Genomic DNA, 21,527 nt, shown 5'->3' with positions numbered 1-21,527 from the left:
AGGCACCTGCCAACGCCACCTCATATAACAGATCGATCTAAAACTCTCACAAACCACATGGGTCAGTTCCTTGAGGTGCCCTAATCCGGGGCACCCCCTCCCCAACGGAAAAACCGGTAAGGACCTATGTGCGGATTAGCAGGAGAGTTGCGTTTCACCCCCATCAATCAAGCCCCTCGCCCAGCCGACCTGGCTGCGGTAGAGCGCATCACCCACCACCTGGCGCCCCGCGGCCCGGATGCCTGGGGCTTCCATAGCCAAGGCCCGATCGCCCTCGGCCACCGGCGCCTGAAAATCATGGACCTGTCCGACGGCTCTGCCCAGCCGATGGTCGACAACACCCTGGGCCTTTCGCTGGCCTTCAACGGCGCCATCTACAACTTCCCCGAACTGCGCCAGGAGCTGCAGGCCCTGGGCTACAGCTTCTGGTCCGACGGCGACACCGAGGTGCTGCTCAAGGGCTACCACGCCTGGGGCGCGGCCTTGCTGCCCAAACTCAATGGCATGTTCGCCCTGGCCATCTGGGAGCGCGACAGCCAGCGCCTGTTCCTCGCCCGCGACCGCCTGGGCGTCAAACCCTTGTATCTGTCACGCAACGGCGAGCGCCTGCGTTTCGCCTCGACCCTGCCGGCGCTGCTCAAGGGTGGAGACATCGACCCGATGCTCGACCCGGTAGCGCTCAACCACTACCTGAACTTCCACGCCGTGGTGCCGGCGCCACGCACTCTGCTGGCCAACGTGCAAAAGCTGGAACCCGGTACCTGGATGCGCATCGACCACCATGGCGAAGTAGAGCGCCAGACCTGGTGGCAGCTGCACTACGGTGCCAACCCCGACGAACGTGAGCTGGACCTCGAAGGCTGGACCACCCGCGTACTCGACGCCACCCGCGACGCCGTGGCCATCCGCCAACGGGCAGCGGTGGACGTAGGTGTGCTGCTGTCTGGCGGGGTCGACTCCAGCCTGCTGGTCGGCCTGCTGCGCGAGGTGGGCGTGGACGACCTGTCGACCTTCTCTATCGGTTTCGAGGATGCCGGCGGCGAACGCGGCGACGAGTTCCAGTATTCCGACCTGATCGCCAGGCACTACGGCACCCGTCACCACCAGCTGCGCATCGCCGAGCACGAGATCATCGAGCAGCTACCAGCCGCCTTCCGCGCCATGAGCGAGCCGATGGTCAGCCATGACTGCATCGCCTTCTACCTGCTGTCGCGGGAAGTGGCCAGGCACTGCAAGGGCGTGCAAAGCGGCCAGGGCGCCGACGAGCTGTTCGCCGGCTACCACTGGTACCCGCAGGTGGACGGCGCCGAGGATGCCTTTGCCGCCTACCGCAAGGCCTTCTTCGACCGTAGCCACGCCGAGTACCGCGACACCGTGCAGGCATCCTGGCTGCTCGAAACCGACGCGGCCGGCGACTTCGTCCGTGAACACTTCGCCCACCCCGGCGCCCCCGATGCGGTAGACAAGGCGCTGCGCCTGGACAGCACGGTGATGCTGGTCGACGACCCGGTCAAACGGGTCGACAACATGACCATGGCCTGGGGCCTGGAGGCGCGCACGCCGTTCCTCGACTACCGCCTGGTGGAACTGTCGGCGCGCATTCCGGCACGCTTCAAGCTGCCCGACGGCGGCAAGCAGGTGCTCAAGCAGGCGGCGCGGCGGGTGATCCCGCACGAGGTGATCGACCGCAAGAAGGGCTACTTCCCAGTGCCGGGCCTGAAACACCTGGAAGGTGCCACCCTCGGCTGGGTGCGTGAGCTGCTGACAGACCCCAGCCAAGACCGCGGGTTGTTCAACCCGGCCATGCTCGACCGCCTGCTGAGCAACCCGCACGGCCAGTTGACGCCACTGCGCGGCTCCAAGCTGTGGCAGCTGGCGGCGCTGAACCTGTGGCTGAGCGAACAAGGAATCTGACCGATGAAAGCTCACGAAACTGCTTACGGTCAGCGCCTGCTGCGCGGCCAGGTGCCGTCCTACGAGCGCTTGCAAGCGCGCCTGGCCGGCGATGGCAGCCAGCCCCACGACCAGCCGCGCGCCGTGCATTGCGGCTGGGGCCGGCTGCTGATCGGCCACACTTACCCCAACCCGGCCGACCTGGCCGCCGACCTGCTGGAAGAACGCCCCGGCGAGCGCGACATCGCCCTGTACGTGGCCGCGCCGCAGCAGCTGCTGGCCCAGGCCCCGCAGCAACTGTTTCTCGACCCGTCCGACACCCTGCGCCTGTGGTTCACCGACTACCGCCCGGCGCAGCGCGTGTTCCGCGGCTTCCGCGTGCGCCGGGCGCAGAACCCGGGCGACTGGCAGGCGATCAACACCCTGTACCAGGCACGCGGCATGCTGCCGGTCGACGCCGAACTGCTCACCCCTCTGCAGCTGGGCGGCCCGGTGTACTGGCTGGCCGAGGACGAAGACAGCGGCGCGGTGATCGGCAGCGTCATGGGCCTGAACCACGCCAAGGCGTTCGACGACCCCGAGCACGGCAGCAGCCTGTGGTGCCTGGCGGTAGACCCGCACTGCACCCGCCCCGGTGTGGGGGAAGTGCTGGTACGCCACCTGATCGAGCACTTCATGAGCCGCGGCCTGGCCTACCTGGACCTGTCGGTGCTGCACGACAACCGCCAGGCCAAGCGCCTGTACCAGAAGCTGGGCTTTCGCAACCTGCCGACCTTCGCGGTCAAGCGCAAGAACGGCATCAACGAGCAGCTGTTTCTCGGGCCAGGGCCGCAAGCCGACCTCAACCCGTACGCGCGCATCATCGTCGACGAAGCGATGCGTCGAGGCATCGAGGTACAAGTGGACGATGCCGCCGGCGGGCTGTTCACCCTCAGCCTGGGCGGGCGCCGCATTCGCTGCCGTGAGTCGCTCAGCGACCTGACCAGCTCCGTGACCATGACCCTGTGCCAGGACAAGCGCCTGACCCGGCAGGCCCTGTGCAACGCCGGGTTGCAGGTGCCGGCGCAACAGCTGGCCGGCAATGCCGACGATAACCTGACGTTTCTCGAAGAGCATGGTGCGGTAGTGGTCAAACCGATCGATGGCGAGCAAGGCCAGGGGGTGGCGGTGAACCTCACCTGCATCGAAGACATCACCCACGCCGTGGCGCATGCCCGCCAGTTCGACAGCCGCGTGTTGCTGGAAAGCTTCCATGCCGGGCAAGACCTGCGCATCGTGGTGATCGGCTATGAAGTGGTCGCCGCCGCCATCCGTCACCCGGCGCAGGTGCTGGGTGATGGCAAGCACAGCATCCGCCAGCTGATCGATGCCCAGAGCCGCCGACGCCAGGCGGCAACCGCTGGCGAAAGCCGCATTCCACTGGACGACGAAACCGAGCGCACCCTGCGCGCAGCGGGCTTTGGCTACGACGACGTGTTGCCCGCCAGCCAGCGCCTGGCCGTGCGGCGCACCGCCAACCTGCACACCGGCGGCACCCTGGAGGACGTGACCGAACGCCTGCACCCGGTGCTGGCCGACGCCGCCATACGCGCTGCGCGGGCGCTGGAGATTCCGGTGGTGGGGCTGGACTTCATGGTGCGTGATGCCGGGCAACCGGAGTACGTGATCATCGAGGCCAACGAGCGTGCCGGCTTGGCCAACCATGAACCACAGCCGACCGCCGAGCGTTTTATCGACCTGCTGTTTCCGCATAGCCGGCCTCTGGCGTAAAGGCTGATGGCCTATTCGCGGGCTCGCCCGCTCCCACAGGTCCACCTCATCCCTGTGGGAGCGGGCCTGCCCGCGAAGAGGCCAGCACAGGATTAAAGGAGTCCCCGACCATGTCCGACCGACATCCCGAACCCGATCTCGACTACCTCAAGCGCGTGCTGCTGGAGATGCTTGCCATCCCCAGCCCCACCGGTTTCACCGACACCATCGTGCGCTACGTGGCCGAACGCCTGGACGAGCTGGGCATCCCTTTCGAGCTGACCCGCCGTGGCACCATCCGCGCCACCCTCAAGGGCCGGCAGACCTCACCCGACCGCGCTGTATCCGCCCACCTGGACACCATCGGCGCCAGCGTGCGCCAGTTGCAGGACAATGGCCGCCTGGCCCTGGCACCGGTCGGTTGCTGGTCCAGCCGCTTTGCCGAAGGCAGCCGGGTCAGTGTGTTCACCGACACTGGCATATACCGTGGCAGCGTGCTGCCGCTGATGGCCAGCGGGCACGCCTTCAATACCGCCATCGACCAGATGCCGATCAGTTGGGAAAACGTGGAGGTACGCCTGGATGCCTACTGCGCCACCCGTGCCGACTGCGAGGCGCTAGGCGTGAGCATCGGTGATTTCGTTGCCTTCGACCCACTGCCCGAATTCACCGAAAGCGGCCACATCAGCGCCCGCCACCTGGACGACAAGGCCGGTGTTGCAGCGCTGCTGGCAGCGCTGAAAGCCGTCGTGGAAAGCGGCCGCCAACCGCTGATCGACTGCCACCCGCTATTCACCATCACCGAGGAGACCGGCTCTGGCGCGGCTGGCGCCCTGCCCTGGGATGTCAGCGAGTTCCTCGGCATTGACATTGCCCCGGTGGCGCCCGGGCAGGCCTCCAGCGAACATGCGGTGAGCGTGGCCATGCAGGACTCGTCAGGGCCTTACGACTACCACCTGTCCCGCCACCTGCTGAAACTGGCCAACGACCACGACCTGCCGGTGCGGCGCGATGTGTTCCGTTACTACTTCAGCGATGCCCATTCTGCGGTGACGGCGGGGCACGATATACGTACCGCGCTGGTGGCGTTTGGCTGCGATGCCACCCATGGGTATGAGCGAACCCATATCGACAGCCTGGCGGCGCTGAGCCGGTTGCTGTCGGCGTACCTGCTGAGCCCGCCGGTGTTTGCCAGTGATTCGCAACCGGCCAATGCGTCGTTGGAACGCTTCAGCCACCAGCTGGAGCATGATGCGCAGATGGAGAGCGATACGCGGGTGCCGGCGGTGGATAGCCTGGTCGGGAACAAGGCGTAAGGGCCCTGGGAGCTGCAACGCGCCCCCAAAATTCCGAATGTTTCGCGTAGCATGCCCCCACCAACACCCTAGGCAACGCCCACCATGCTGATCCCCTACGAGCAACTGCAAGCCGAAACCCTGACCCGCCTGATCGAGGACTTCGTCACCCGCGACGGCACCGACAACGGCGACGACACCCCGCTGGAAACCCGCGTGTTGCGGGTGCGCCAGGCCTTGGCCAAAGGGCAGGCGTTCATCCTGTTCGACCCGGAGAGCCAGCAGTGCCAGTTGCTGGCCAAGCATGATGTGCCCCGGGAGCTGCTCGACTAGCAGTTATGGCCTCTTCGCGGGCCCGCTCCCCCAGGAGTTTCACAAGCCTTGAGGGCGGTGCAGTACCTGTGGGAGCGGGCGTGCCCGCGAAGAGACCGGCTCAGGCAACATCAAACTCTGCGGGCTTTACCCTGCTGCCCTTCCTTGATGCGCTTGTACACCTCGGCCCGATGCACCGGCACCTGGCGCGGGGCATCCACGCCAAAGCGCACCACCCCTTCTCGCGTCTCCACCACCATGATCCGAATGTCATCACCAATCACGATGACCTCCCCTACTTCGCGCCCTATTACCAGCATGCTCCGATCCTCCAGCGAAAGGGAAAACCGGAGCCTGCCTTGATGGCATTCGGCTACTCAATAGCTCTGCTGCGAATCAGAAGCACCCTACATCTTGAGGTAATTTTCCTTACAGACTAATCATCGCGACTGAGCCTTTGCCCGCATTTTCACTGCCATTTCAGCCATCTCGTCATACAGCTGCTCGGGCGCCTGGCGCTTCAGTTGCCAGGCCTGGCGCCCGGTCTCATGGGGCAGGATCAGGAACTCACCCGCGCCAACCTGCTGGTGGATGTAGTCGGCGATTTCCGCCGCATTGATCGGCGAGCCTTCCAGCAGCTTGCCAACCTGCGCTTTCATCGCCGGGTTCGGCCCGCGGAACGAGTCCAGCAGGTTTGTCTGGAAGAACGACGGGCACACCACGTGCACCGCCACCTCCAGCTGGCGCAGCTCTACCAGCAGGCTTTCCGACAGGGCCAGCACGCCGGCCTTGGCCACGTTGTAGTTGCTCATGCCCGGGCCCTGCATCAGCGCGGCCATCGAGGCGATATTGATGATCCGCCCCTTACTGCGCTCCAGCAGCGGCAGGAAGGCTTTGCAGCCCTTGACCACGCCCATCAGGTTGACCGCGATCTGCCAGTCCCAGTCCTCCAGCGAAAGTTCGGCGAAGAACCCGCCCGAGGCGACGCCGGCATTATTGACGATCACGTCGATGCCGCCGAACTGCTCGGTGCAGGCCTGGGCCAGGGCAGTGAGCTGGCTGTAGTCGCGCACATCGCAGCGCTGGACGAAGCCCTCGCCGCCAGCCGCGCGGGCCAGCGCCAGGGTTTCGCGCAGGCCGGCTTCGTTGACATCGGCCAGCGCCAGGCGCCAGCCCTCACGCGCCCAGCGCAGGGCGATCTCGCGACCGAGGCCGGACCCGGCGCCGGTGATCATGATGCGGTTTTGCATGGTGGCTGGCCTTGTTCTGATGGGTTGAGCAACAAGTCTAATCAAGGCCTCGGGGGCAGGCAGGGTTCATCAGGGTAGTGAATGGAAGGGCATGATTGTGTGGTCAGTTCCGGCCTCTTCGCGGGTAAACCCGCTCCCACAAGGACAGCGCAAACCACAGGCCTGTGGTGATCCTGTGGGAGCGGGTCTACCCGCGAAGAGGTCGGCCCAAGCAACCACTCAAATGGAATTTTTTACACCCCCCACTGGTCCCTACTTGCAAGAGGCCAGCAGTCCGAGGCCCTTGACCTTCAACCACGCAAGGACTCCGTCATGACCACGATCCTCATCATCATCCTGATCCTTCTGCTGATTGGTGGCTTACCGGTCTTCCCGCACTCGCGCAGCTGGGGCTATGGCCCGTCCGGCATCATCGGCGTGGTGCTGGTTGTCCTGTTGGTGTTGTTGCTGCTAGGCATGATCTAGCGGCGAAAACACAAAAAAACCGCGCCGAAGCGCGGTTTTTTCATTGCCGGAAGGATCAGTGCGAAACAGCCCCCGAAGCCCCCAGGCCAGTCTGCGAACGCACGAACTGCGGGAAGAACAGTGCACGTTCGTCTTCAGCAGCCTTGGACTTGTCGGTGACCGAGAAGAACCAGATGCTGACGAAGGCAATAGCCATGGAGAACAGCGCCGGGTACTCGTACGGGTAGATCGGCTTCTCGTGGCCGAGGATCTGTACCCAGATGGTCGGGCCGAGGATCATCAGCGTCACCGCACTCACCAGGCCCAGCCAGCCGCCGATCATGGCGCCGCGGGTGGTCAGCTTCTTCCAGTACATCGAGAGCAGCAGTACCGGGAAGTTGCAGCTGGCCGCGATGGAGAACGCCAGGCCGACCATGAAGGCGATGTTCTGCTTCTCGAACAGGATGCCCAGGCCGATCGCCAGCACGCCCAGGGCAACGGTAGTGATCTTCGACACGCGGATCTCGTCCTTGTCGTTGGCCTTGCCCTTGCGCCATACACTGGCGTACAGGTCGTGGGACACCGCCGAGGCACCGGCCAGGGTCAGGCCGGCAACCACCGCCAGGATGGTGGCGAAGGCCACCGCCGAGATGAAGCCGAGGAACACGCTGCCACCCACGGCGTTGGCCAGGTGCACCGCTGCCATGTTGTTGCCGCCCAGCAGGGCGCCAGCGGCGTCCTTGAAGTCCGGGTTGGTGCTGACCAGCAGGATGGCGCCAAAGCCGATGATGAAGGTGAGGATGTAGAAGTAGCCGATGAAGCCGGTGGCGTACAACACGCTCTTGCGCGCTTCCTTGGCGTCACTGACGGTGAAGAAGCGCATCAGGATGTGCGGCAGGCCGGCGGTACCGAACATCAGCGCCAGGCCAAGCGAGAACGCAGAGATCGGGTCCTTGACCAGGCCGCCCGGGCTCATGATCGCCTCGCCCTTGGCGTGCACCTTGATCGCTTCGGAGAACAGGGTGTTGAAATCGAAGCCCACGTGCTTCATCACCATCAGCGCCATGAAGCTGGCACCGGACAGCAACAGCACGGCCTTGATGATCTGTACCCAGGTGGTGGCCAGCATGCCGCCGAACAGTACGTACAGGCACATCAGGATACCCACCAGGATCACCGCCACATGGTAGTCCAGGCCGAACAGCAGCTCGATCAGCTTGCCAGCACCGACCATCTGGGCGATCAGGTAGAAGGCCACTACCACCAGCGAGCCGGAGGCCGACAGGGTGCGGATCTCTTTCTGCCCGAGGCGGTACGAGGCCACGTCGGCGAAAGTGTACTTGCCCAGGTTGCGCAGGCGTTCGGCGATCAGGAAGAGAATGATCGGCCAGCCGACCAGGAAGCCGATCGAGTAGATCAGGCCGTCGTAGCCAGAGGTGAACACAAGTGCGGAAATACCCAGGAACGAGGCAGCCGACATGTAGTCACCGGCAATCGCCAGGCCGTTCTGGAAGCCGGTGATCTTGCCACCGGCGGCGTAGTAGTCCGACGCCGACTTGTTGCGCTTGGAGGCCCAGTAGGTAATGCCGAGGGTGAAGGCGACGAAAGCCACGAACATGGCGATCGCGGAAACGTTCAGCGGTTGCTTCTGCACCTCGCCGGTCAGGGCATCGGCGGCCCACACGGCGGGTGCGAAGGCTCCGCAGGCCAGTACGGCCAGGGCTTTGGCATGGCGAATCATTGTTGCGCCTCCTTCAGGATGGCCTTGTTCAGCTCATCGAATTCGCCGTTGGCACGGCGTACGTAGATGGCGGTCAGGACGAATGCCGAGACGATCAGGCCGACGCCCAGGGGAATACCCCAGGTAATCGATGACTCAGGGCTGAGCTTGGTGCCCAGGATCTGAGGACCGTAGGCGATCAGGAGGATGAAGGCGCAGTACAGGCCGAGCATGATCGCCGAGAGAATCCAGGCGAACCGTTCGCGTTTGGTGACCAGCTCCTTGAAGCGGGGGCTGTTTTGTATCGAGAGGTAAATGCTGTCGTTCATTGTTTTTGTCCTAGCAGCACAGATAGGGGTGGAACCCACGACCCTTACTTTATGCGGCTATCGGACGCCAACCAGACGACCTTAGTCTTAGATGCAACGGTGTTTTACCGGTTGCGTAACAAAGTGATCGCCTCTTCGCGGGTAAACCCGCTCCCACAAGGGATGTGCACAAGCCTGAAGACTGTGGATATCCCTGTGGGAGCGGGTTTACCCGCGAAGCAGCAAAACTGGTCCTGACAGGTTGTTACTTGCCAGTCCACTCCTTCACGCGATCAGGGTGCTTGGCCACCCAGTCCTTGGCCGCCGCTTCAGGCTTGGCGCCTTCCTGAATCGCCAGCATCACTTCGCCAATCTCGTCCTTCGACTGCCAGTTGAACTTCTTCAGGAACTCCGCCACTTCCGGGGCCTTGGTCGCCAGTTCCTTGCTGCCGATGCTGTTCACGGTTTCCGCGGCGCCATACACGCCTTTCGGGTCTTCGAGGAACTTCAGCTTCCACTTGGCGAACATCCAGTGCGGTACCCAGCCAGTCACTGCAATCGACTGCTGCTTGGCATAGGCACGGCCCAGCTCCGCGGTCATCGCCGCGCCGGAGCTGGCCTGCAGCTTGTACCCGGTCAGGTCGTAGTCCTTGATGGCCTGGTCGGTCTTGAGCATCACGCCGGAGCCTGCGTCGATGCCGACGATCTTCTGCTTGAAGGTGTCGTCGGTCTTGAGGTCGGCGATGCTCACCGCCTTGACGTACTCGGGGACGATCAGGCCGATCTTGGCGTCCTTGAAGTTCGGGCCGTAGTCGACCACGTTGTCCTTGTTCTTGGTCCAGTACTCGCCATGGGTCACCGGCAACCAGGCCGACAACATGGCGTCGAGTTTGCCGGTTGCCACGCCCTGCCACATGATCCCGGTGGCCACGGCCTGCAACTTCACGTCGTAGCCGAGTTTCTGCTTGATCACTTCGGCGGCCACGTTGGTGGTCGCCACGCTGTCAGCCCAACCATCCACGTAACCAATGCTTACTTCTTTGGCCATTGCCTGTGCCGCACTCATGGCCAGTACCATGGCAGTGCCCACACCCAGGAAACGTCGCATTCTTGTAATAGCAGCCATCAAAGCATCCCCTCGTCAGGTCTCGGAATTTGCATCATCGTCCTGCAACAATAGTCGACCTGCTCCAGCTACGACCTGTAGCCGCCCCATATGCGACAGCACTATGCCATTAGCGCCATCGGCCTACGCCGACCTGCGCGATCCTTGCATGCCAAAGGTTTGGCGCCGGGCTACTATCTACCCTTTTGCGCCTGACGATGGACCGCCCGATGCCCAGTTCTACCCGCCTGCTGCTGCCGTTATACCTGCTTGCCTGCCTGCTGGCCCTGATCGGGCTCGGAGGGCTCTGGTACGGGCTTGGCAAGCCGGTGCAACTGCCCGACGCGGCCAGCCCGACACACAAGCTGCAATGCGCCTCGTACACCCCGTTCGACAAGGACCAGTCGCCCTACGACCAGCCGTTGCGCCTGCGCCCGGCACGCATGGATGCCGACCTGGCGTTGCTGGCCGAGCGTTTTCAGTGCATCCGTACCTATTCCCAGACCGGTCTTGAGGCGATCCCGGCGCTGGCGCGCAAGCATGGCCTGAAGGTGATGCTGGGTGCCTGGGTCAACGCCCACCCGGCAGACACCGAGAAAGAAATCGACCTGCTGATCGCCGCCGCCAACGCCAACCCCGACGTGGTCAGCGCGGTGATCGTCGGCAACGAGACGCTGCTACGCAAGGAAGTAACTGGTGCGCACCTGGCCACGCTGATCGCCCGGGTGAAAAGCCAGGTCAAGGTGCCGGTAACCTACGCCGATGTGTGGGAGTTCTGGTTGCAGCACCCGCAGGTGGCACCTGCGGTGGACTTCCTGACTATCCACCTGCTGCCTTACTGGGAAGACGACCCGCGAGGCATCGACGAAGCCCTGGCCCACGTCGCCGATGTGCGCCGGGTGTTTGGCACGCGCTTCGCGCCCAAGGACATTCTGATCGGCGAAACCGGCTGGCCCAGCGAAGGCCGCCAGCGCGAGACCGCGGAGCCCAGCCGGGTCAACGAGGCGCGCTTCATTCGTGGGTTTGTGGCCATGGCCGAAAACAACGGTTGGCATTACAACCTGATCGAGGCGTTCGACCAACCATGGAAGCGCGCCAATGAAGGGGCGGTCGGTGGTTACTGGGGGCTTTACGATGCCGACCGGCAGGACAAGGGCGTACTTGAAGGGCCGGTGAGCAACCTGCCTTACTGGCCGCAATGGTTGCTGGCCGGTGCCGTGCTGATGGTGCTGATGCTGATGCTTGCCGGGCGCCCTTCCACCCCGACAGCGGCCATATTGCTGCCGTTGCTGGCGGCGTTTGGTGCCGGTTGCCTGGGGCTTTGGGGTGAGCTGATGCGCACCCATGCGCGGTTTGCCGGGGAATGGCTGTGGGCGCTGCTGCTGGCGGGGCTGAACCTGTTGGTACTGGCCCATGCCGTGCTGGCCCTGGCGCGGCGCACGGGCTGGCGCGAGCGCCTGTACGCCTGGCTGCAGGCGCGGGCCGGCTGGTTGTTGCTGGCGGCAGGTTTTGCCGCAGCGGTGAGCATGCTGGCGATGGTGTTCGACCCACGCTATCGCAGCTTCCCCAGCGCAGCGCTGGCGTTGCCGGCGCTGGTGTTTGCACTGTGGCCGGTACGGGCGCCACGGGCGGAGGTGGCGTTGCTGGCGTTCATCGTCGGTGCCGGGGTGGCGCCGCAGTTGTTTGTGGAAGGGCTGGAGAACCAGCAGGCCTGGGGGTGGGCCGGGGTGAGTGTGCTGATGACGGCGGCTTTGTGGCGAAGCTTGCGGCTGCGCCAGGCTTGATTGTTGTGGCGGCGCTCGATTTCTGCCCTTCCCCAAAACCCAAGCCAGGCACCTGTCAGCCGCGCCGCGGTTGCCTGACCAACCGCAACCCCGCCAGCACCAGCGCGAACACAGCAATGCTGGCGGTATACAGCACCAGCGCCGGCACCGCGAACACCAACGCCACCACCGCCAGCCACCAGCCGCCACGGCCGGCAACTACCTGCGCCAGCAGCGCCAGCGCCAGCCCGCTCCAGGCCATCACCTGATGATGAATACCCAACCCCAGCAACGACCGCACTTCACACTGCCAGTACGCCGCCGGCGCCGTGCACAGCCCAACCCATTGCCCGTCTTCCATCAGCCCGTAGCGCACGCCATAACTGGCAGCAAGCCACAGCCCTAGAAACAGCAAAAGCAGCGCAGCCGGCAGCGAACGAGACATCCAGTTCTCCAATAGCGGTAATCGAAAGCATCCATGATCGCTTATGCCCTGTTGTAAGGCAAAATCACATTTCTGCAGCTATGTTGCGGATAACAAGCACACCAAAGACCACCGCACCTGGCAACTTTGCCCGGCCCGCTGTGGTCCTAGCCTGCACAATGCTCGACCTTGCGTTCTTTTGGGGGATTACATGCTTCGATCTTTGCGCCTCGCTGCCTTGCTCGGCGGCCTGCTCATGGCTGTGGCCGTTTCGGCGCGGGATATCGACGCCGCGAGCTATGGCTACCCCTTGACCAACCCGTTCGAGGCCACCATCGCCACCACGCCGCCGGACCAGCGCCCCACCCTGCCCGGCGACGACGAAATCAGCCAGGCCGACTACAGCCTCAACCTGCGCCCGGACCGTGAGTTCACCCTGCCCGACAACTTCTGGGCAGTGAAAAAACTCAAGTACCGCCTGGCCCGCCAGGACCACGAGGCACCGCTGATATTCATCATCGCCGGCACCGGTGCGCCCTACACCAGCAGCATCAACGAATACCTGAAAAAGCTGTTCTACCAGGCCGGCTTCCACGTGGTGCAGTTGTCGTCGCCCACCAGCTACGACTTCATGAGCGCCGCCTCGCGCTTCGCCACCCCCGGCGTCAGCCAGGAGGATGCCGAAGACATGTACCGGGTGATGCAGGCCGTGCGCGCCCAGCACCCGCGCCTGCCAATCAGCGAGTTCTACCTCACCGGCTACAGCCTGGGCGCACTCGACGCGGCCTTCGTCAGCCACCTGGACGAAACCCGCCGCAGCTTCAACTTCAAGCGCGTGCTGCTACTGAACCCGCCGGTCAACCTGTACACCTCGATCAACAACCTCGACAAGCTGGTACAGACCCAGGTCAAGGGCATCGACCGCAGCACCACCTTCTACGAGCTGATGCTGGCCAAGCTGACCCGCTACTTCCAGGAAAAGGGCTACATCGACCTCAATGAAGCCCTGCTGTACGACTTCCAGCAGTCGCGCCAGCACCTGTCCAACGAGCAGATGGCCATGCTGATCGGCACCTCGTTCCGCTTCTCCGCGGCCGACATTGCCTTCACCTCCGACCTGATCAACCGCCGCGGCCTGATCATTCCGCCGAAGTTCCCGATCACCGAGGGCAGCAGCCTCACGCCGTTCTTCAAGCGTGCCCTGCAGTGCGACTTCGACTGCTACATGACCGAACAGGTCATCCCCATGTGGCGCGCCCGCACTGATGGCAACAGCATCCTGCAACTGGTCAACCAGGTCAGCCTGTATGCGCTGGAAGACTACCTGAGCAGCAGCGACAAGATCGCCGTGATGCACAACGCCGACGACGTCATCCTCGGCCCCGGCGACATCGGTTTCCTGCGCAAGGTGTTCGGTGAGCGCCTGACCCTTTACCCCCACGGCGGCCATTGCGGCAACCTCAATTACCGCGTCAACAGTGACGCCATGCTGGAGTTCTTCCGTGGTTAACAAACTCCTCTTCGCCACTGCCCTGTTCGTCGCCGGCCATGCCCTGGCCGCAGAAACAGCCCCCCGGGCCAGCGTGGTCGAAGCCGACCCGCAAGTTACCGAAACACCACCGGCCCCCGAGGCCGATGGTTTCCTCGACCCGCTGCGCGAGCTGAAATTCAACCCGGGGCTGGACCAGCGCGAGTTCGAGCGCTCTACCCTGCAGGCACTGAACGTGTACGACCCGCTGGAGTCGATCAACCGGCGCGTCTATCACTTCAACTACCGCCTGGACCAATGGGTGCTGCTGCCCATGGTAAGCGGCTACCAGTACGTCACCCCGCGCTTCGTGCGCACTGGGGTGACCAACTTCTTCAACAACCTGGGCGACGTGCCGAACCTGTTCAACAGTGTGCTGCAGTTGAAGGCCAAGCGCTCCGCGGAGATCACCGCACGGCTGATGTTCAATACCATCATCGGCGTGGGTGGGCTGTGGGACCCGGCTACCAGCATGGGCCTGCCGCGGCAAAGTGAAGACTTCGGCCAGACCTTGGGCTTCTACGGCGTACCGGACGGGCCGTACCTGATGCTGCCAGTGCTGGGACCGTCGAACCTGCGCGATACCACCGGGCTGGTGGTGGACTATGCGGGCGAACAGGCGATCAACTACCTGAACGTGGCCGAAGCCAGCAGCGACCACCCGGAAATTTCCGTCCTGCGAGTGGTGGACAAGCGCTACAGCACCAAATTCCGCTATGGCCAGCTCAACTCGCCGTTCGAGTACGAAAAGGTGCGGTATGTGTATACCCAGGCGCGCAAGTTGCAGATAGCCGAGTAAGCAGGCCAGGCCTCTTCGCAGCACAAGGCTGCTCCTACAAGGTGACGCGCTCACCTGTAGGAGCAGCCTTGTGCTGCGAAGAGGCCGGCACAGGCAACATCACATCCCCAGGAACTGACACAGCTCCCGCTTCTTGGCCAAGGCATCCTTTCGCCCCAGCTCGATCAGCTCGCTGCAGTAACTGGCCTCGAACAGCAAATAGCTCAACACCCCTGCCCCGCTGGTACGCGTCGCCCCCGGCCCACGCAGGAACACGCGCAACGCCGCCGGCAACTCGCGCCGGTGCCGTGCGGCAATCTCGTCCAGCGGCTGGCTGGGCGCCACCACCAACACGTCGATTGGCGCCAGGCCCAGGCGCCGGGCATCCAGGTGCGCCGGCAACAAGTGGCTCAGGTGGTTCAGGCGCTGCAGCAGCTCGATATCGTCTTCCAGGCTGTCAATGAACGTGCTGTTGAGCATGTGCCCGCCGATCTGCGCCAGGCTCGGCTGCTGCCCGCTGAACACGCGCTGGGTCGGCAATGGTGGCGCCGGCCGCTGCGGGTTACCACTGACCCCGACTACCAGTACCCGGCTGGCGCCCAGGTGCAGGGCCGGGCTGATCGGTGCCGACTGGCGTACCGCGCCGTCACCGAAATATTCGTCGCCCAGCCGCACCGGGGCGAACAGCAGCGGGATGGCCGCGCTGGCCAACAGGTGGTCGATGGTCAACGGCGTGGGCATGCCGATGCGGCGGTGGCGCAACCAGGCTTCGATGGTGCCGCGGCCCTGGTAGAAGGTTACCGCCTGGCCGGATTCGTAGCCAAAGGCGGTCACCGCGACGGCGCGCAGTTGCTCGGTGGCCAGGGAGTGGGCGATGCCGTCCAGGTTCAGGTGCGCCTGCAGCAAGCCGCGCAATGGGCTGCTGTCCAGTAGCGCCACCGGCGCCGGGCCACCCAGGCCCAGCAGGTTGTGGCCGACGAAGCGGCTGGCCTGGCGGACCACGCCAGGCCAGTCGCTGCGGATCACCAGATGGCTGCGGAAGTTCTGCCAGAAGGCGGTGAGCCGTTGTACGGCTTCGCTGAAATGGGTGGCGCCGCTGGCCAGGGTGACGGCGTTGATGGCGCCGGCGGAGGTACCGACGATGACCGGGAACGGGTTGTGCGCGCCGGCGGGCAGCAACTCGGCAATGCCGGCCAGCACGCCGACCTGGTAGGCGGCGCGGGCGCCACCGCCAGAAAGGATGAGACCGGTTACCGGGGGTGGCGCCATAGGAGTCCTTCCTGGGGTTGATGTGCTGTCAGTGCCGGCCTATTCGCGGGTAAACCCGCTCCCACAGGTATTACAAAGCCTTCAGGGCCTGTGGAAAACCTGTGGGAGCGGGTTCACCCGCGAATAGGCCGGCACAGGCAAAACAAGATTCAACGCTTCTTCTTGTCATACAACCGCGGCGCCCCTTCGGGCCGCGACTTGAACCGGCGATGCGCCCACAGGTACTGCTCGGGGCATTCGCGCAACACGCTTTCGACCCACTGGTTGATGCGCAGGCAGTCGGCCTCTTCGCTCTCCCCGGGGAAATCCGCCAACGGCGGGTGGATCACCAGACGATAGCCGCTGCCATCCTCCAGGCGCTTCTGGGTGAACGGAATCACCTGCGCCTTGCCCAACCGGGCAAACTTGGTGGTGGCCGTCACCGTCGCCGCCGGAATGCCGAACAGCGGCACGAACAGGCTCTGCTTGGCGCCGTAGTCCTGGTCCGGCGCGTACCAGATCGCCCGGCCCGAACGCAGCAGCTTGAGCATCCCGCGCACATCCTCGCGCTCCACCGCCAGCGAGTCGAGGTTATGCCGCTCGCGGCCGCTGCGCTGGATGAAGTCGAACAGCGGGTTGCCGTGCTCGCGGTACATGCCGTCGATGGTGTGCTGCTGGCCGAGCAGCGCGGCGCCAATTTCCAGGGTGGTGAAGTGCACCGCCATCAGGATGGCACCCTGCCCCGCCTGCTGGGCGGCCTGCAGGTGCTCCAGCCCCTCGACATGGGCCAGGCGCGCCAGCCGGGCCTTGGGCCACCACCAGCTCATGGCCATTTCGAAGAAGGCGATACCGGTGGAGGCGAAGTTGGCCTTGAGCAGACGCTGCCGTTCGTCGACCGACAGCTCCGGGAAGCACAGTTCCAGGTTGCGCGCGGCAATGCGCCGCCGCTCACCGGCAAAGCGGTACATCACCGCACCCAGCGCGGCACCGACTTTCAACAGGACCCGGTACGGCAACTGGACCACAAGCCACAGCAGGCCCAGGCCCAACCACAGGCCCCAGAAACGTGGGTGAAGGAAATAGGGACGAAAACGCGGGCGTTCCATTGAAGCTTCCGGAAAGACAAAGGCCGCGCATTCTACAACGGATCAGCGCATGTTGCGGGCAACCGGTCTTATCGTTATAAGTCAGGGCACTTTTTTCGCAACAAGCCGTCTATGCAGACCATGAGCCCAAACCACACACCCGATACCGCCTCCGTGTTCCAGCTCAAGGGCAGCATGCTCGCCATTACAGTGCTGGAGCTGGCGCGCAATGACCTTGAGGCCCTCGACCGCCAACTGGCGGCCAAAGTCGCCCAGGCACCGAACTTCTTCAGCAACACGCCGCTGGTGCTGGCGCTGGACAAGCTGCCGGCCGGCGAAGGGGCAATCGACCTGCCCGGCTTGATGCGGATCTGCCGCCACCACGGCCTGCGCACCCTGGCCATCCGCGCCAGCCGTATCGAAGACATCGCCGCGGCCATCGCCATCGACCTGCCGGTGCTGCCACCATCCGGCGCCCGCGAACGGCCGCTGGAGCCCGAGCCCGAGGTGAAGAAGCCCGAGCCGGCCCCGGTCCCGCCGCCGATCCTTGAACCCGAGGTGCGCCCGACCCGCATCATCACTTCGCCAGTACGTGGCGGCCAGCAGATCTATGCCCAGGGCGGCGACCTGGTGGTGACCGGTTCGGTCAGCCCGGGGGCGGAACTTCTGGCCGATGGCAACATCCATGTGTACGGCGCCATGCGCGGCCGCGCCCTGGCCGGCATCAAAGGCAATACCAAGGCACGTATCTTCTGCCAGCAGATGACCGCCGAAATGGTCTCCATCGCCGGCCAGTACAAGGTCTGCGAAGACCTGCGCCGCGACCCGCTGTGGGGCACCGGCGTGCAAGTCAGCCTGTCTGGCGACGTGTTGAACATCACCCGTCTTTAACGGATACTTGCCAGCATTTTTAGTGCAACTTTTTTACCGTTGCCATTTATTTGTATTTTTGCAGGGACTTGTGTCCCGATTATTTTAGGGGTGAAACACCTTGGCCAAGATTATCGTGGTTACTTCCGGCAAGGGGGGGGTGGGCAAGACCACTACCAGCGCCGCCATTGGTACCGGCCTCGCACTGCGTGGCCACAAGACCGTCATCGTCGACTTCGACGTGGGCCTGCGTAACCTCGACCTGATCATGGGCTGCGAACGCCGCGTTGTGTACGACTTCGTCAACGTGGTCAACGGCGAAGCCAACCTGCAACAGGCCCTGATCAAGGACAAGCGCCTCGAAAACCTGTACGTGCTGGCCGCCAGCCAGACCCGTGACAAGGACGCGCTGACCCAGGAAGGCGTGGAAAAGGTCCTGATGGAGCTGAAGAAAGACTTCGACTTTGTCATCTGCGACTCGCCAGCCGGTATCGAGAAAGGCGCACACCTGGCCATGTACTTTGCCGACGAAGCCGTCGTGGTCACCAACCCCGAGGTGTCCTCGGTACGTGACTCCGACCGCATGCTAGGCATCCTGTCGAGCAAGTCGCGCCGCTCCGAGAACGGCGAAGAGCCGATCAAGGAACACCTGCTGATCACCCGCTACCACCCGGAGCGCGTGGAAAAGGGCGAAATGCTGAGCATCGCCGACGTCGAAGAAATCCTGGCGATCAAACTCAAGGGTGTCATCCCCGAGAGCCAGGCCGTGCTCAAGGCTTCCAACCAGGGTATCCCGGTCATCCTCGACGACCAGAGCGATGCCGGCCAGGCCTATAGCGATACCGTCGACCGTCTGCTGGGCAAAGAAAAGCCCCTGCGGTTCATCGAAGTGCCGAAGCAAGGATTCTTCGCGCGCCTGTTTGGAGGCAAGTAAACCATGAACCTTTTTGACTTCTTTCGTGGCAGACAGAAACAGACCAGCGCGTCGGTAGCGAAAGAGCGTCTACAGATCATCGTGGCGCACGAGCGCGGCCAACGCAGCGAACCGGACTACCTGCCAGCGCTGCAGAAAGAACTGCTGGAAGTGATCCGCAAGTATGTGAACATCGGCAACGATGATGTGCATATCGAGCTGGAAAACCAGGGTAGCTGCTCGATTCTTGAGCTGAACATCACCTTGCCGGATCGCTGATCCGCGCAATTGGCCATCGGGGCTGCCTTGCAGCCCATTCGCGGCACAAGGCCGCTCCTACAGGGGTACACATTTCCTTGTAGGAGCGGCCTTGTGCCGCGAATGGGCCGCAAGGCGGCCCCGATGGTTTTCCCCGATATCACAGAGATACTGCAATGCCGCTGTCCAACATCCAGATCCTGCACGAAGACGCCGCCATCCTGGTGATCAACAAACCGACCCTGCTGCTGTCGGTACCCGGCCGCGCCGAGGACAACAAGGACTGCCTGATCACCCGCCTGCAGGAAAACGGCTACCCCGACGCGCTGATCGTGCACCGCCTGGACTGGGAAACCTCTGGCATCATCCTGCTGGCCCGGGATGCCGACAGCCACCGAGAGCTGTCGCGGCAGTTCCACGACCGCGAAACCGAAAAGGCCTACACCGCGCTGTGCTGGGGCCAACCGGCGCTGGACAGCGGCAGCATCGACCTGCCGCTGCGCTACGACCCGCCGACCAAGCCACGGCATGTGGTGGACCACGAGCAGGGCAAGCATGCGCTGACCTTCTGGCGCATCGTCGAGCGCTGCGGTGATTACTGCCGGGTAGAACTGACACCGATTACCGGGCGTTCGCACCAGTTGCGCGTGCACATGCTGTCGATCGGGCACCCGCTGCTGGGCGACCGGCTGTATGCCAACCCCGAGGCACTGGCGGCCCATGAGCGGCTGTGCCTGCATGCCTCGATGCTGAGCTTTACCCACCCGGTGTCCGGGGAGCGCTTGAAGTTCGAGTGCCCTGCCCCCTTCTGATTTTTCAGGCTCTGTACTGGCCTCTTCGCGGGCAAGCCCGCGAAGAGGCAGACACAATTTGTCGACCTAATAGGCTAAACTCGCGCCACTGCTGTCTGGAGTGAGCTATGCGCGACGCACTGAATTCTGGCCTTATCGACTTCCTCAAGGCCTCCCCCACGCCCTTCCATGCCACCGCCAGCCTGGCTCAGCGCCTGGAAGCTGCCGGCTACCAGCGCCTGGACGAGCGCGACAGCTGGGCCACAGTGCCTGGCGGCCGCTATTACGTCACCCGTAACGACTCGTCGATCATCGCCATCAAGCTGGGCAAGCAAGCCCCACTGCTGAACGGTATCCGCATGGTCGGTGCCCACACCGACAGCCCGTGCCTGCGCGTCAAGCCGCAGCCTGAACTGCAGCGCCAGGGCTTCCTGCAGCTGGGTGTAGAAGTGTATGGCGGCGCCTTGCTGGCGCCATGGTTCGACCGCGACCTGTCGCTGGCCGGCCGGGTCACCTATCGCCGTGACGGCAAGGTCGAAAGCCAGCTGATCGACTTCAAGCTGCCAATCGCGATCATCCCCAACCTGGCCATCCATCTCAATCGCACCGCCAACGAAGGCTGGGCGATCAACCCGCAGAACGAGCTGCCGCCAATCCTGGCCCAGGTGGCGGGTGACGAACGCATCGACTTCCGCGCCCTGCTCACCGAGCAACTGGCCCGCGAGCACGAGCTGATCGCCGACGTGGTGCTGGATTACGAGCTGAGCTTCTACGACACCCAGGACGCCGCCCTGGTCGGCCTGAACGGCGACTTCATCGCCGGTGCGCGCCTGGACAACCTGTTGTCGTGCTACGCCGGCCTGCAGGCCCTGCTGGCCGCCGACAGCGACGAAACCTGCGTACTGGTGTGCAACGACCATGAAGAAGTCGGCAGCTGCTCGGCCTGTGGTGCCGACGGCCCGATGCTGGAGCAGACCCTGCAGCGCCTGCTGCCGGATGGCGACGCCTACGTGCGCACCATCCAGCGCTCGCTGATGGTGTCGGCCGACAACGCCCACGGCGTGCACCCCAACTACGCCGACAAGCACGACGGCAACCACGGGCCCAAGCTCAACGCCGGGCCGGTCATCAAGGTCAACAACAACCAGCGCTACGCCACCAACAGCGAAACCGCCGGGTTCTTCCGCCACCTGTGCATGGCCGAGGAAGTGCCGGTGCAGAGCTTTGTGGTGCGCAGCGACATGGGCTGTGGCTCGACCATCGGTCCGATTGCGGCCAGCCACCTGGGCGTGCGTACGGTGGATATCGGCTTGCCAACCTTTGCCATGCATTCGATTCGCGAGCTGTGCGGTAGCCATGACCTGGCGCACCTGGTGAAGGTGCTGAGCGCCTTCTACCGTTGCCGCGAGTTGCCTTGATGCTTTGATGTAGCCAGGCCCGGCCTCTTCGCGGGCTTGCCCGCTCCCACAGGAGCATCACAGGATTCAAGGCCTGTGCGGTACCTGTGGGAGCGGGCATGCCCGCGAAGAGGCCGGGCCTGCTCAAGGTCAATCCCGCTTCGCCTGCCACCCGCTATGCTTGTTACATGGCCCCACTGCAAAAGGATTGCTGTCCATGTCCCCGTTCCTTTCCCTGTTCGTGCCGGTGTTCCTGTTCCTGATGCTGCTGACCATCGGTTTCAGCCTGCGCGAGCGCAACATCGGCGTGCTGATGATGTGGATCGGCACCTTGGGCATCTTCGGCCTCACCTGCTGGAAGATCCTCGAGAAACTGCCGTCATAAACCTCTACACT

22 protein-coding genes are annotated in these 21,527 nt (G+C 63.9%); 14 read left to right on the top strand and 8 right to left on the bottom strand.

Annotated features, from left to right (window positions below):
• The first annotated feature begins 126 nt into the window (after window positions 1-126).
• The 4 genes from A4C63_RS04145 (at window position 127) to A4C63_RS04130 (ending at window position 5,270) form a co-directional block, all read left to right on the top strand.
• Window positions 127-1,914, top strand: coding sequence for an N-acetylglutaminylglutamine amidotransferase (locus A4C63_RS04145; protein WP_063911606.1), 1,788 nt, complete (start codon window positions 127-129; stop codon window positions 1,912-1,914).
• A 3-nt stretch (window positions 1,915-1,917) separates the two neighbouring features.
• Complete coding sequence (ngg, locus tag A4C63_RS04140; protein ID WP_063911605.1) at window positions 1,918-3,663, top strand: N-acetylglutaminylglutamine synthetase; 1,746 nt, start codon at window positions 1,918-1,920, stop codon at window positions 3,661-3,663.
• A 110-nt stretch (window positions 3,664-3,773) separates the two neighbouring features.
• Window positions 3,774-4,958 carry an osmoprotectant NAGGN system M42 family peptidase gene (locus A4C63_RS04135; RefSeq protein WP_063911604.1) on the top strand — a complete coding sequence of 395 codons (1,185 nt, stop codon included), beginning with the start codon at window positions 3,774-3,776 and terminating at the stop codon, window positions 4,956-4,958.
• 84 nt (window positions 4,959-5,042) lie between these two features.
• Window positions 5,043-5,270 (top strand): YheU family protein, encoded by a 228-nt coding sequence (locus tag A4C63_RS04130; RefSeq protein WP_009682864.1) that lies wholly within the window; start codon window positions 5,043-5,045, stop codon window positions 5,268-5,270.
• Between the two features lie 110 nt (window positions 5,271-5,380).
• Here A4C63_RS04130 and csrA read toward each other — a convergent pair whose 3' ends face one another.
• Both csrA and A4C63_RS04120 read right to left on the bottom strand, forming a co-directional pair.
• On the bottom strand, window positions 5,381-5,569 hold the full coding sequence (gene csrA / locus A4C63_RS04125) for a carbon storage regulator CsrA (protein WP_063911603.1): 189 nt from the start codon (window positions 5,567-5,569) through the stop codon (window positions 5,381-5,383).
• Between the two features lie 120 nt (window positions 5,570-5,689).
• On the bottom strand, window positions 5,690-6,499 hold the full coding sequence (locus A4C63_RS04120) for an SDR family oxidoreductase (protein ID WP_063911602.1): 810 nt from the start codon (window positions 6,497-6,499) through the stop codon (window positions 5,690-5,692).
• Between the two features lie 312 nt (window positions 6,500-6,811).
• Between A4C63_RS04120 and A4C63_RS25080 the strand changes: the two genes are divergently transcribed.
• Window positions 6,812-6,964 carry a DUF3309 family protein gene (locus A4C63_RS25080; RefSeq protein WP_013971433.1) on the top strand — a complete coding sequence of 51 codons (153 nt, stop codon included), beginning with the start codon at window positions 6,812-6,814 and terminating at the stop codon, window positions 6,962-6,964.
• Between the two features lie 55 nt (window positions 6,965-7,019).
• Here A4C63_RS25080 and A4C63_RS04115 read toward each other — a convergent pair whose 3' ends face one another.
• From A4C63_RS04115 to A4C63_RS04105, 3 genes are all read right to left on the bottom strand, one after another.
• Window positions 7,020-8,684, bottom strand: coding sequence for a cation acetate symporter (locus A4C63_RS04115; protein ID WP_063911601.1), 1,665 nt, complete (start codon window positions 8,682-8,684; stop codon window positions 7,020-7,022).
• Window positions 8,681-8,992, bottom strand: coding sequence for a DUF485 domain-containing protein (locus A4C63_RS04110; RefSeq protein WP_003260090.1), 312 nt, complete (start codon window positions 8,990-8,992; stop codon window positions 8,681-8,683). The genes A4C63_RS04115 and A4C63_RS04110 overlap by 4 nt, the downstream gene beginning before the upstream one ends.
• A gap of 244 nt (window positions 8,993-9,236) precedes the next feature.
• Window positions 9,237-10,097: a glycine betaine ABC transporter substrate-binding protein gene (locus tag A4C63_RS04105; RefSeq protein ID WP_063911600.1), complete on the bottom strand. Its 861-nt coding sequence runs from the start codon at window positions 10,095-10,097 to the stop codon at window positions 9,237-9,239.
• Window positions 10,098-10,294: 197 nt separating this feature from the next.
• Here A4C63_RS04105 and A4C63_RS04100 point away from each other — a divergent pair, with 197 nt between their 5' ends.
• The gene (locus A4C63_RS04100) at window positions 10,295-11,860 is read left to right on the top strand and encodes a hypothetical protein (RefSeq protein ID WP_063911599.1); all 1,566 of its coding nucleotides are present in this window, start codon (window positions 10,295-10,297) and stop codon (window positions 11,858-11,860) included.
• 55 nt (window positions 11,861-11,915) lie between these two features.
• Here the strand turns inward: A4C63_RS04100 and A4C63_RS04095 are convergent, their stop codons facing one another.
• On the bottom strand, window positions 11,916-12,284 hold the full coding sequence (locus A4C63_RS04095) for a hypothetical protein (RefSeq protein ID WP_063911598.1): 369 nt from the start codon (window positions 12,282-12,284) through the stop codon (window positions 11,916-11,918).
• 190 nt (window positions 12,285-12,474) lie between these two features.
• On the opposite strand from A4C63_RS04095, the gene A4C63_RS04090 reads away from it, so the two are divergent.
• Both A4C63_RS04090 and A4C63_RS04085 read left to right on the top strand, forming a co-directional pair.
• Window positions 12,475-13,773 carry a hypothetical protein gene (locus A4C63_RS04090; protein ID WP_063911597.1) on the top strand — a complete coding sequence of 433 codons (1,299 nt, stop codon included), beginning with the start codon at window positions 12,475-12,477 and terminating at the stop codon, window positions 13,771-13,773.
• Window positions 13,766-14,590, top strand: a complete 825-nt coding sequence (locus A4C63_RS04085; RefSeq protein WP_082888249.1) for a VacJ family lipoprotein — start codon at window positions 13,766-13,768, stop codon at window positions 14,588-14,590. The genes A4C63_RS04090 and A4C63_RS04085 overlap by 8 nt, the downstream gene beginning before the upstream one ends.
• Before the next feature lie 99 nt (window positions 14,591-14,689).
• Here the strand turns inward: A4C63_RS04085 and A4C63_RS04080 are convergent, their stop codons facing one another.
• Together A4C63_RS04080 and A4C63_RS04075 are read right to left on the bottom strand one after the other, a co-directional pair.
• Window positions 14,690-15,838: a patatin-like phospholipase family protein gene (locus A4C63_RS04080; protein ID WP_063911596.1), complete on the bottom strand. Its 1,149-nt coding sequence runs from the start codon at window positions 15,836-15,838 to the stop codon at window positions 14,690-14,692.
• A 149-nt stretch (window positions 15,839-15,987) separates the two neighbouring features.
• Window positions 15,988-16,923, bottom strand: coding sequence for a lipid A biosynthesis lauroyl acyltransferase (locus A4C63_RS04075; protein ID WP_063911595.1), 936 nt, complete (start codon window positions 16,921-16,923; stop codon window positions 15,988-15,990).
• 111 nt (window positions 16,924-17,034) lie between these two features.
• Here A4C63_RS04075 and minC point away from each other — a divergent pair, with 111 nt between their 5' ends.
• The 6 genes from minC to A4C63_RS26500 all read left to right on the top strand — a co-directional run bounded on the left by minC (window position 17,035) and on the right by A4C63_RS26500 (window position 21,516).
• Window positions 17,035-17,793 carry a septum site-determining protein MinC gene (gene minC / locus A4C63_RS04070; RefSeq protein ID WP_063911594.1) on the top strand — a complete coding sequence of 253 codons (759 nt, stop codon included), beginning with the start codon at window positions 17,035-17,037 and terminating at the stop codon, window positions 17,791-17,793.
• A gap of 100 nt (window positions 17,794-17,893) precedes the next feature.
• Complete coding sequence (gene minD, locus A4C63_RS04065) at window positions 17,894-18,706, top strand: septum site-determining protein MinD (RefSeq protein ID WP_013971423.1); 813 nt, start codon at window positions 17,894-17,896, stop codon at window positions 18,704-18,706.
• Window positions 18,707-18,709: 3 nt separating this feature from the next.
• On the top strand, window positions 18,710-18,964 hold the full coding sequence (gene minE, locus A4C63_RS04060; protein WP_003252572.1) for a cell division topological specificity factor MinE: 255 nt from the start codon (window positions 18,710-18,712) through the stop codon (window positions 18,962-18,964).
• 155 nt (window positions 18,965-19,119) lie between these two features.
• Window positions 19,120-19,755 (top strand): RluA family pseudouridine synthase, encoded by a 636-nt coding sequence (locus A4C63_RS04055; RefSeq protein ID WP_011532730.1) that lies wholly within the window; start codon window positions 19,120-19,122, stop codon window positions 19,753-19,755.
• Between the two features lie 107 nt (window positions 19,756-19,862).
• Window positions 19,863-21,152, top strand: a complete 1,290-nt coding sequence (locus A4C63_RS04050) for a M18 family aminopeptidase (protein ID WP_063911593.1) — start codon at window positions 19,863-19,865, stop codon at window positions 21,150-21,152.
• Between the two features lie 196 nt (window positions 21,153-21,348).
• The gene (locus A4C63_RS26500; RefSeq protein ID WP_170929313.1) at window positions 21,349-21,516 is read left to right on the top strand and encodes a hypothetical protein; all 168 of its coding nucleotides are present in this window, start codon (window positions 21,349-21,351) and stop codon (window positions 21,514-21,516) included.
• Window positions 21,517-21,527 lie beyond the last annotated feature (11 nt).

The sequence above is a fragment of the Pseudomonas sp. p21 genome (genome assembly GCF_001642705.1).
Classification (GTDB): Bacteria; Pseudomonadota; Gammaproteobacteria; order Pseudomonadales; family Pseudomonadaceae; genus Aquipseudomonas.
Note: the sequence above shows the minus strand (reverse complement) of the source record. Positions and strands in the feature narration are given on the sequence as shown.

Coding starts and splice junctions, on each gene's coding strand:
- A4C63_RS04145 (WP_063911606.1), top strand. CDS start 127: ATGTGCGGATTAGCAGGAGAGTTGCGTTTCACCCCCATCAATCAAGCC.
- ngg (WP_063911605.1), top strand. CDS start 1,918: ATGAAAGCTCACGAAACTGCTTACGGTCAGCGCCTGCTGCGCGGCCAG.
- A4C63_RS04135 (WP_063911604.1), top strand. CDS start 3,774: ATGTCCGACCGACATCCCGAACCCGATCTCGACTACCTCAAGCGCGTG.
- A4C63_RS04130 (WP_009682864.1), top strand. CDS start 5,043: ATGCTGATCCCCTACGAGCAACTGCAAGCCGAAACCCTGACCCGCCTG.
- csrA (WP_063911603.1), bottom strand. CDS start 5,569: ATGCTGGTAATAGGGCGCGAAGTAGGGGAGGTCATCGTGATTGGTGAT.
- A4C63_RS04120 (WP_063911602.1), bottom strand. CDS start 6,499: ATGCAAAACCGCATCATGATCACCGGCGCCGGGTCCGGCCTCGGTCGC.
- A4C63_RS25080 (WP_013971433.1), top strand. CDS start 6,812: ATGACCACGATCCTCATCATCATCCTGATCCTTCTGCTGATTGGTGGC.
- A4C63_RS04115 (WP_063911601.1), bottom strand. CDS start 8,684: ATGATTCGCCATGCCAAAGCCCTGGCCGTACTGGCCTGCGGAGCCTTC.
- A4C63_RS04110 (WP_003260090.1), bottom strand. CDS start 8,992: ATGAACGACAGCATTTACCTCTCGATACAAAACAGCCCCCGCTTCAAG.
- A4C63_RS04105 (WP_063911600.1), bottom strand. CDS start 10,097: ATGGCTGCTATTACAAGAATGCGACGTTTCCTGGGTGTGGGCACTGCC.
- A4C63_RS04100 (WP_063911599.1), top strand. CDS start 10,295: ATGGACCGCCCGATGCCCAGTTCTACCCGCCTGCTGCTGCCGTTATAC.
- A4C63_RS04095 (WP_063911598.1), bottom strand. CDS start 12,284: ATGTCTCGTTCGCTGCCGGCTGCGCTGCTTTTGCTGTTTCTAGGGCTG.
- A4C63_RS04090 (WP_063911597.1), top strand. CDS start 12,475: ATGCTTCGATCTTTGCGCCTCGCTGCCTTGCTCGGCGGCCTGCTCATG.
- A4C63_RS04080 (WP_063911596.1), bottom strand. CDS start 15,838: ATGGCGCCACCCCCGGTAACCGGTCTCATCCTTTCTGGCGGTGGCGCC.
- A4C63_RS04075 (WP_063911595.1), bottom strand. CDS start 16,923: ATGGAACGCCCGCGTTTTCGTCCCTATTTCCTTCACCCACGTTTCTGG.
- minC (WP_063911594.1), top strand. CDS start 17,035: ATGCAGACCATGAGCCCAAACCACACACCCGATACCGCCTCCGTGTTC.
- minE (WP_003252572.1), top strand. CDS start 18,710: ATGAACCTTTTTGACTTCTTTCGTGGCAGACAGAAACAGACCAGCGCG.
- A4C63_RS04055 (WP_011532730.1), top strand. CDS start 19,120: ATGCCGCTGTCCAACATCCAGATCCTGCACGAAGACGCCGCCATCCTG.
- A4C63_RS04050 (WP_063911593.1), top strand. CDS start 19,863: ATGCGCGACGCACTGAATTCTGGCCTTATCGACTTCCTCAAGGCCTCC.
- A4C63_RS26500 (WP_170929313.1), top strand. CDS start 21,349: ATGTCCCCGTTCCTTTCCCTGTTCGTGCCGGTGTTCCTGTTCCTGATG.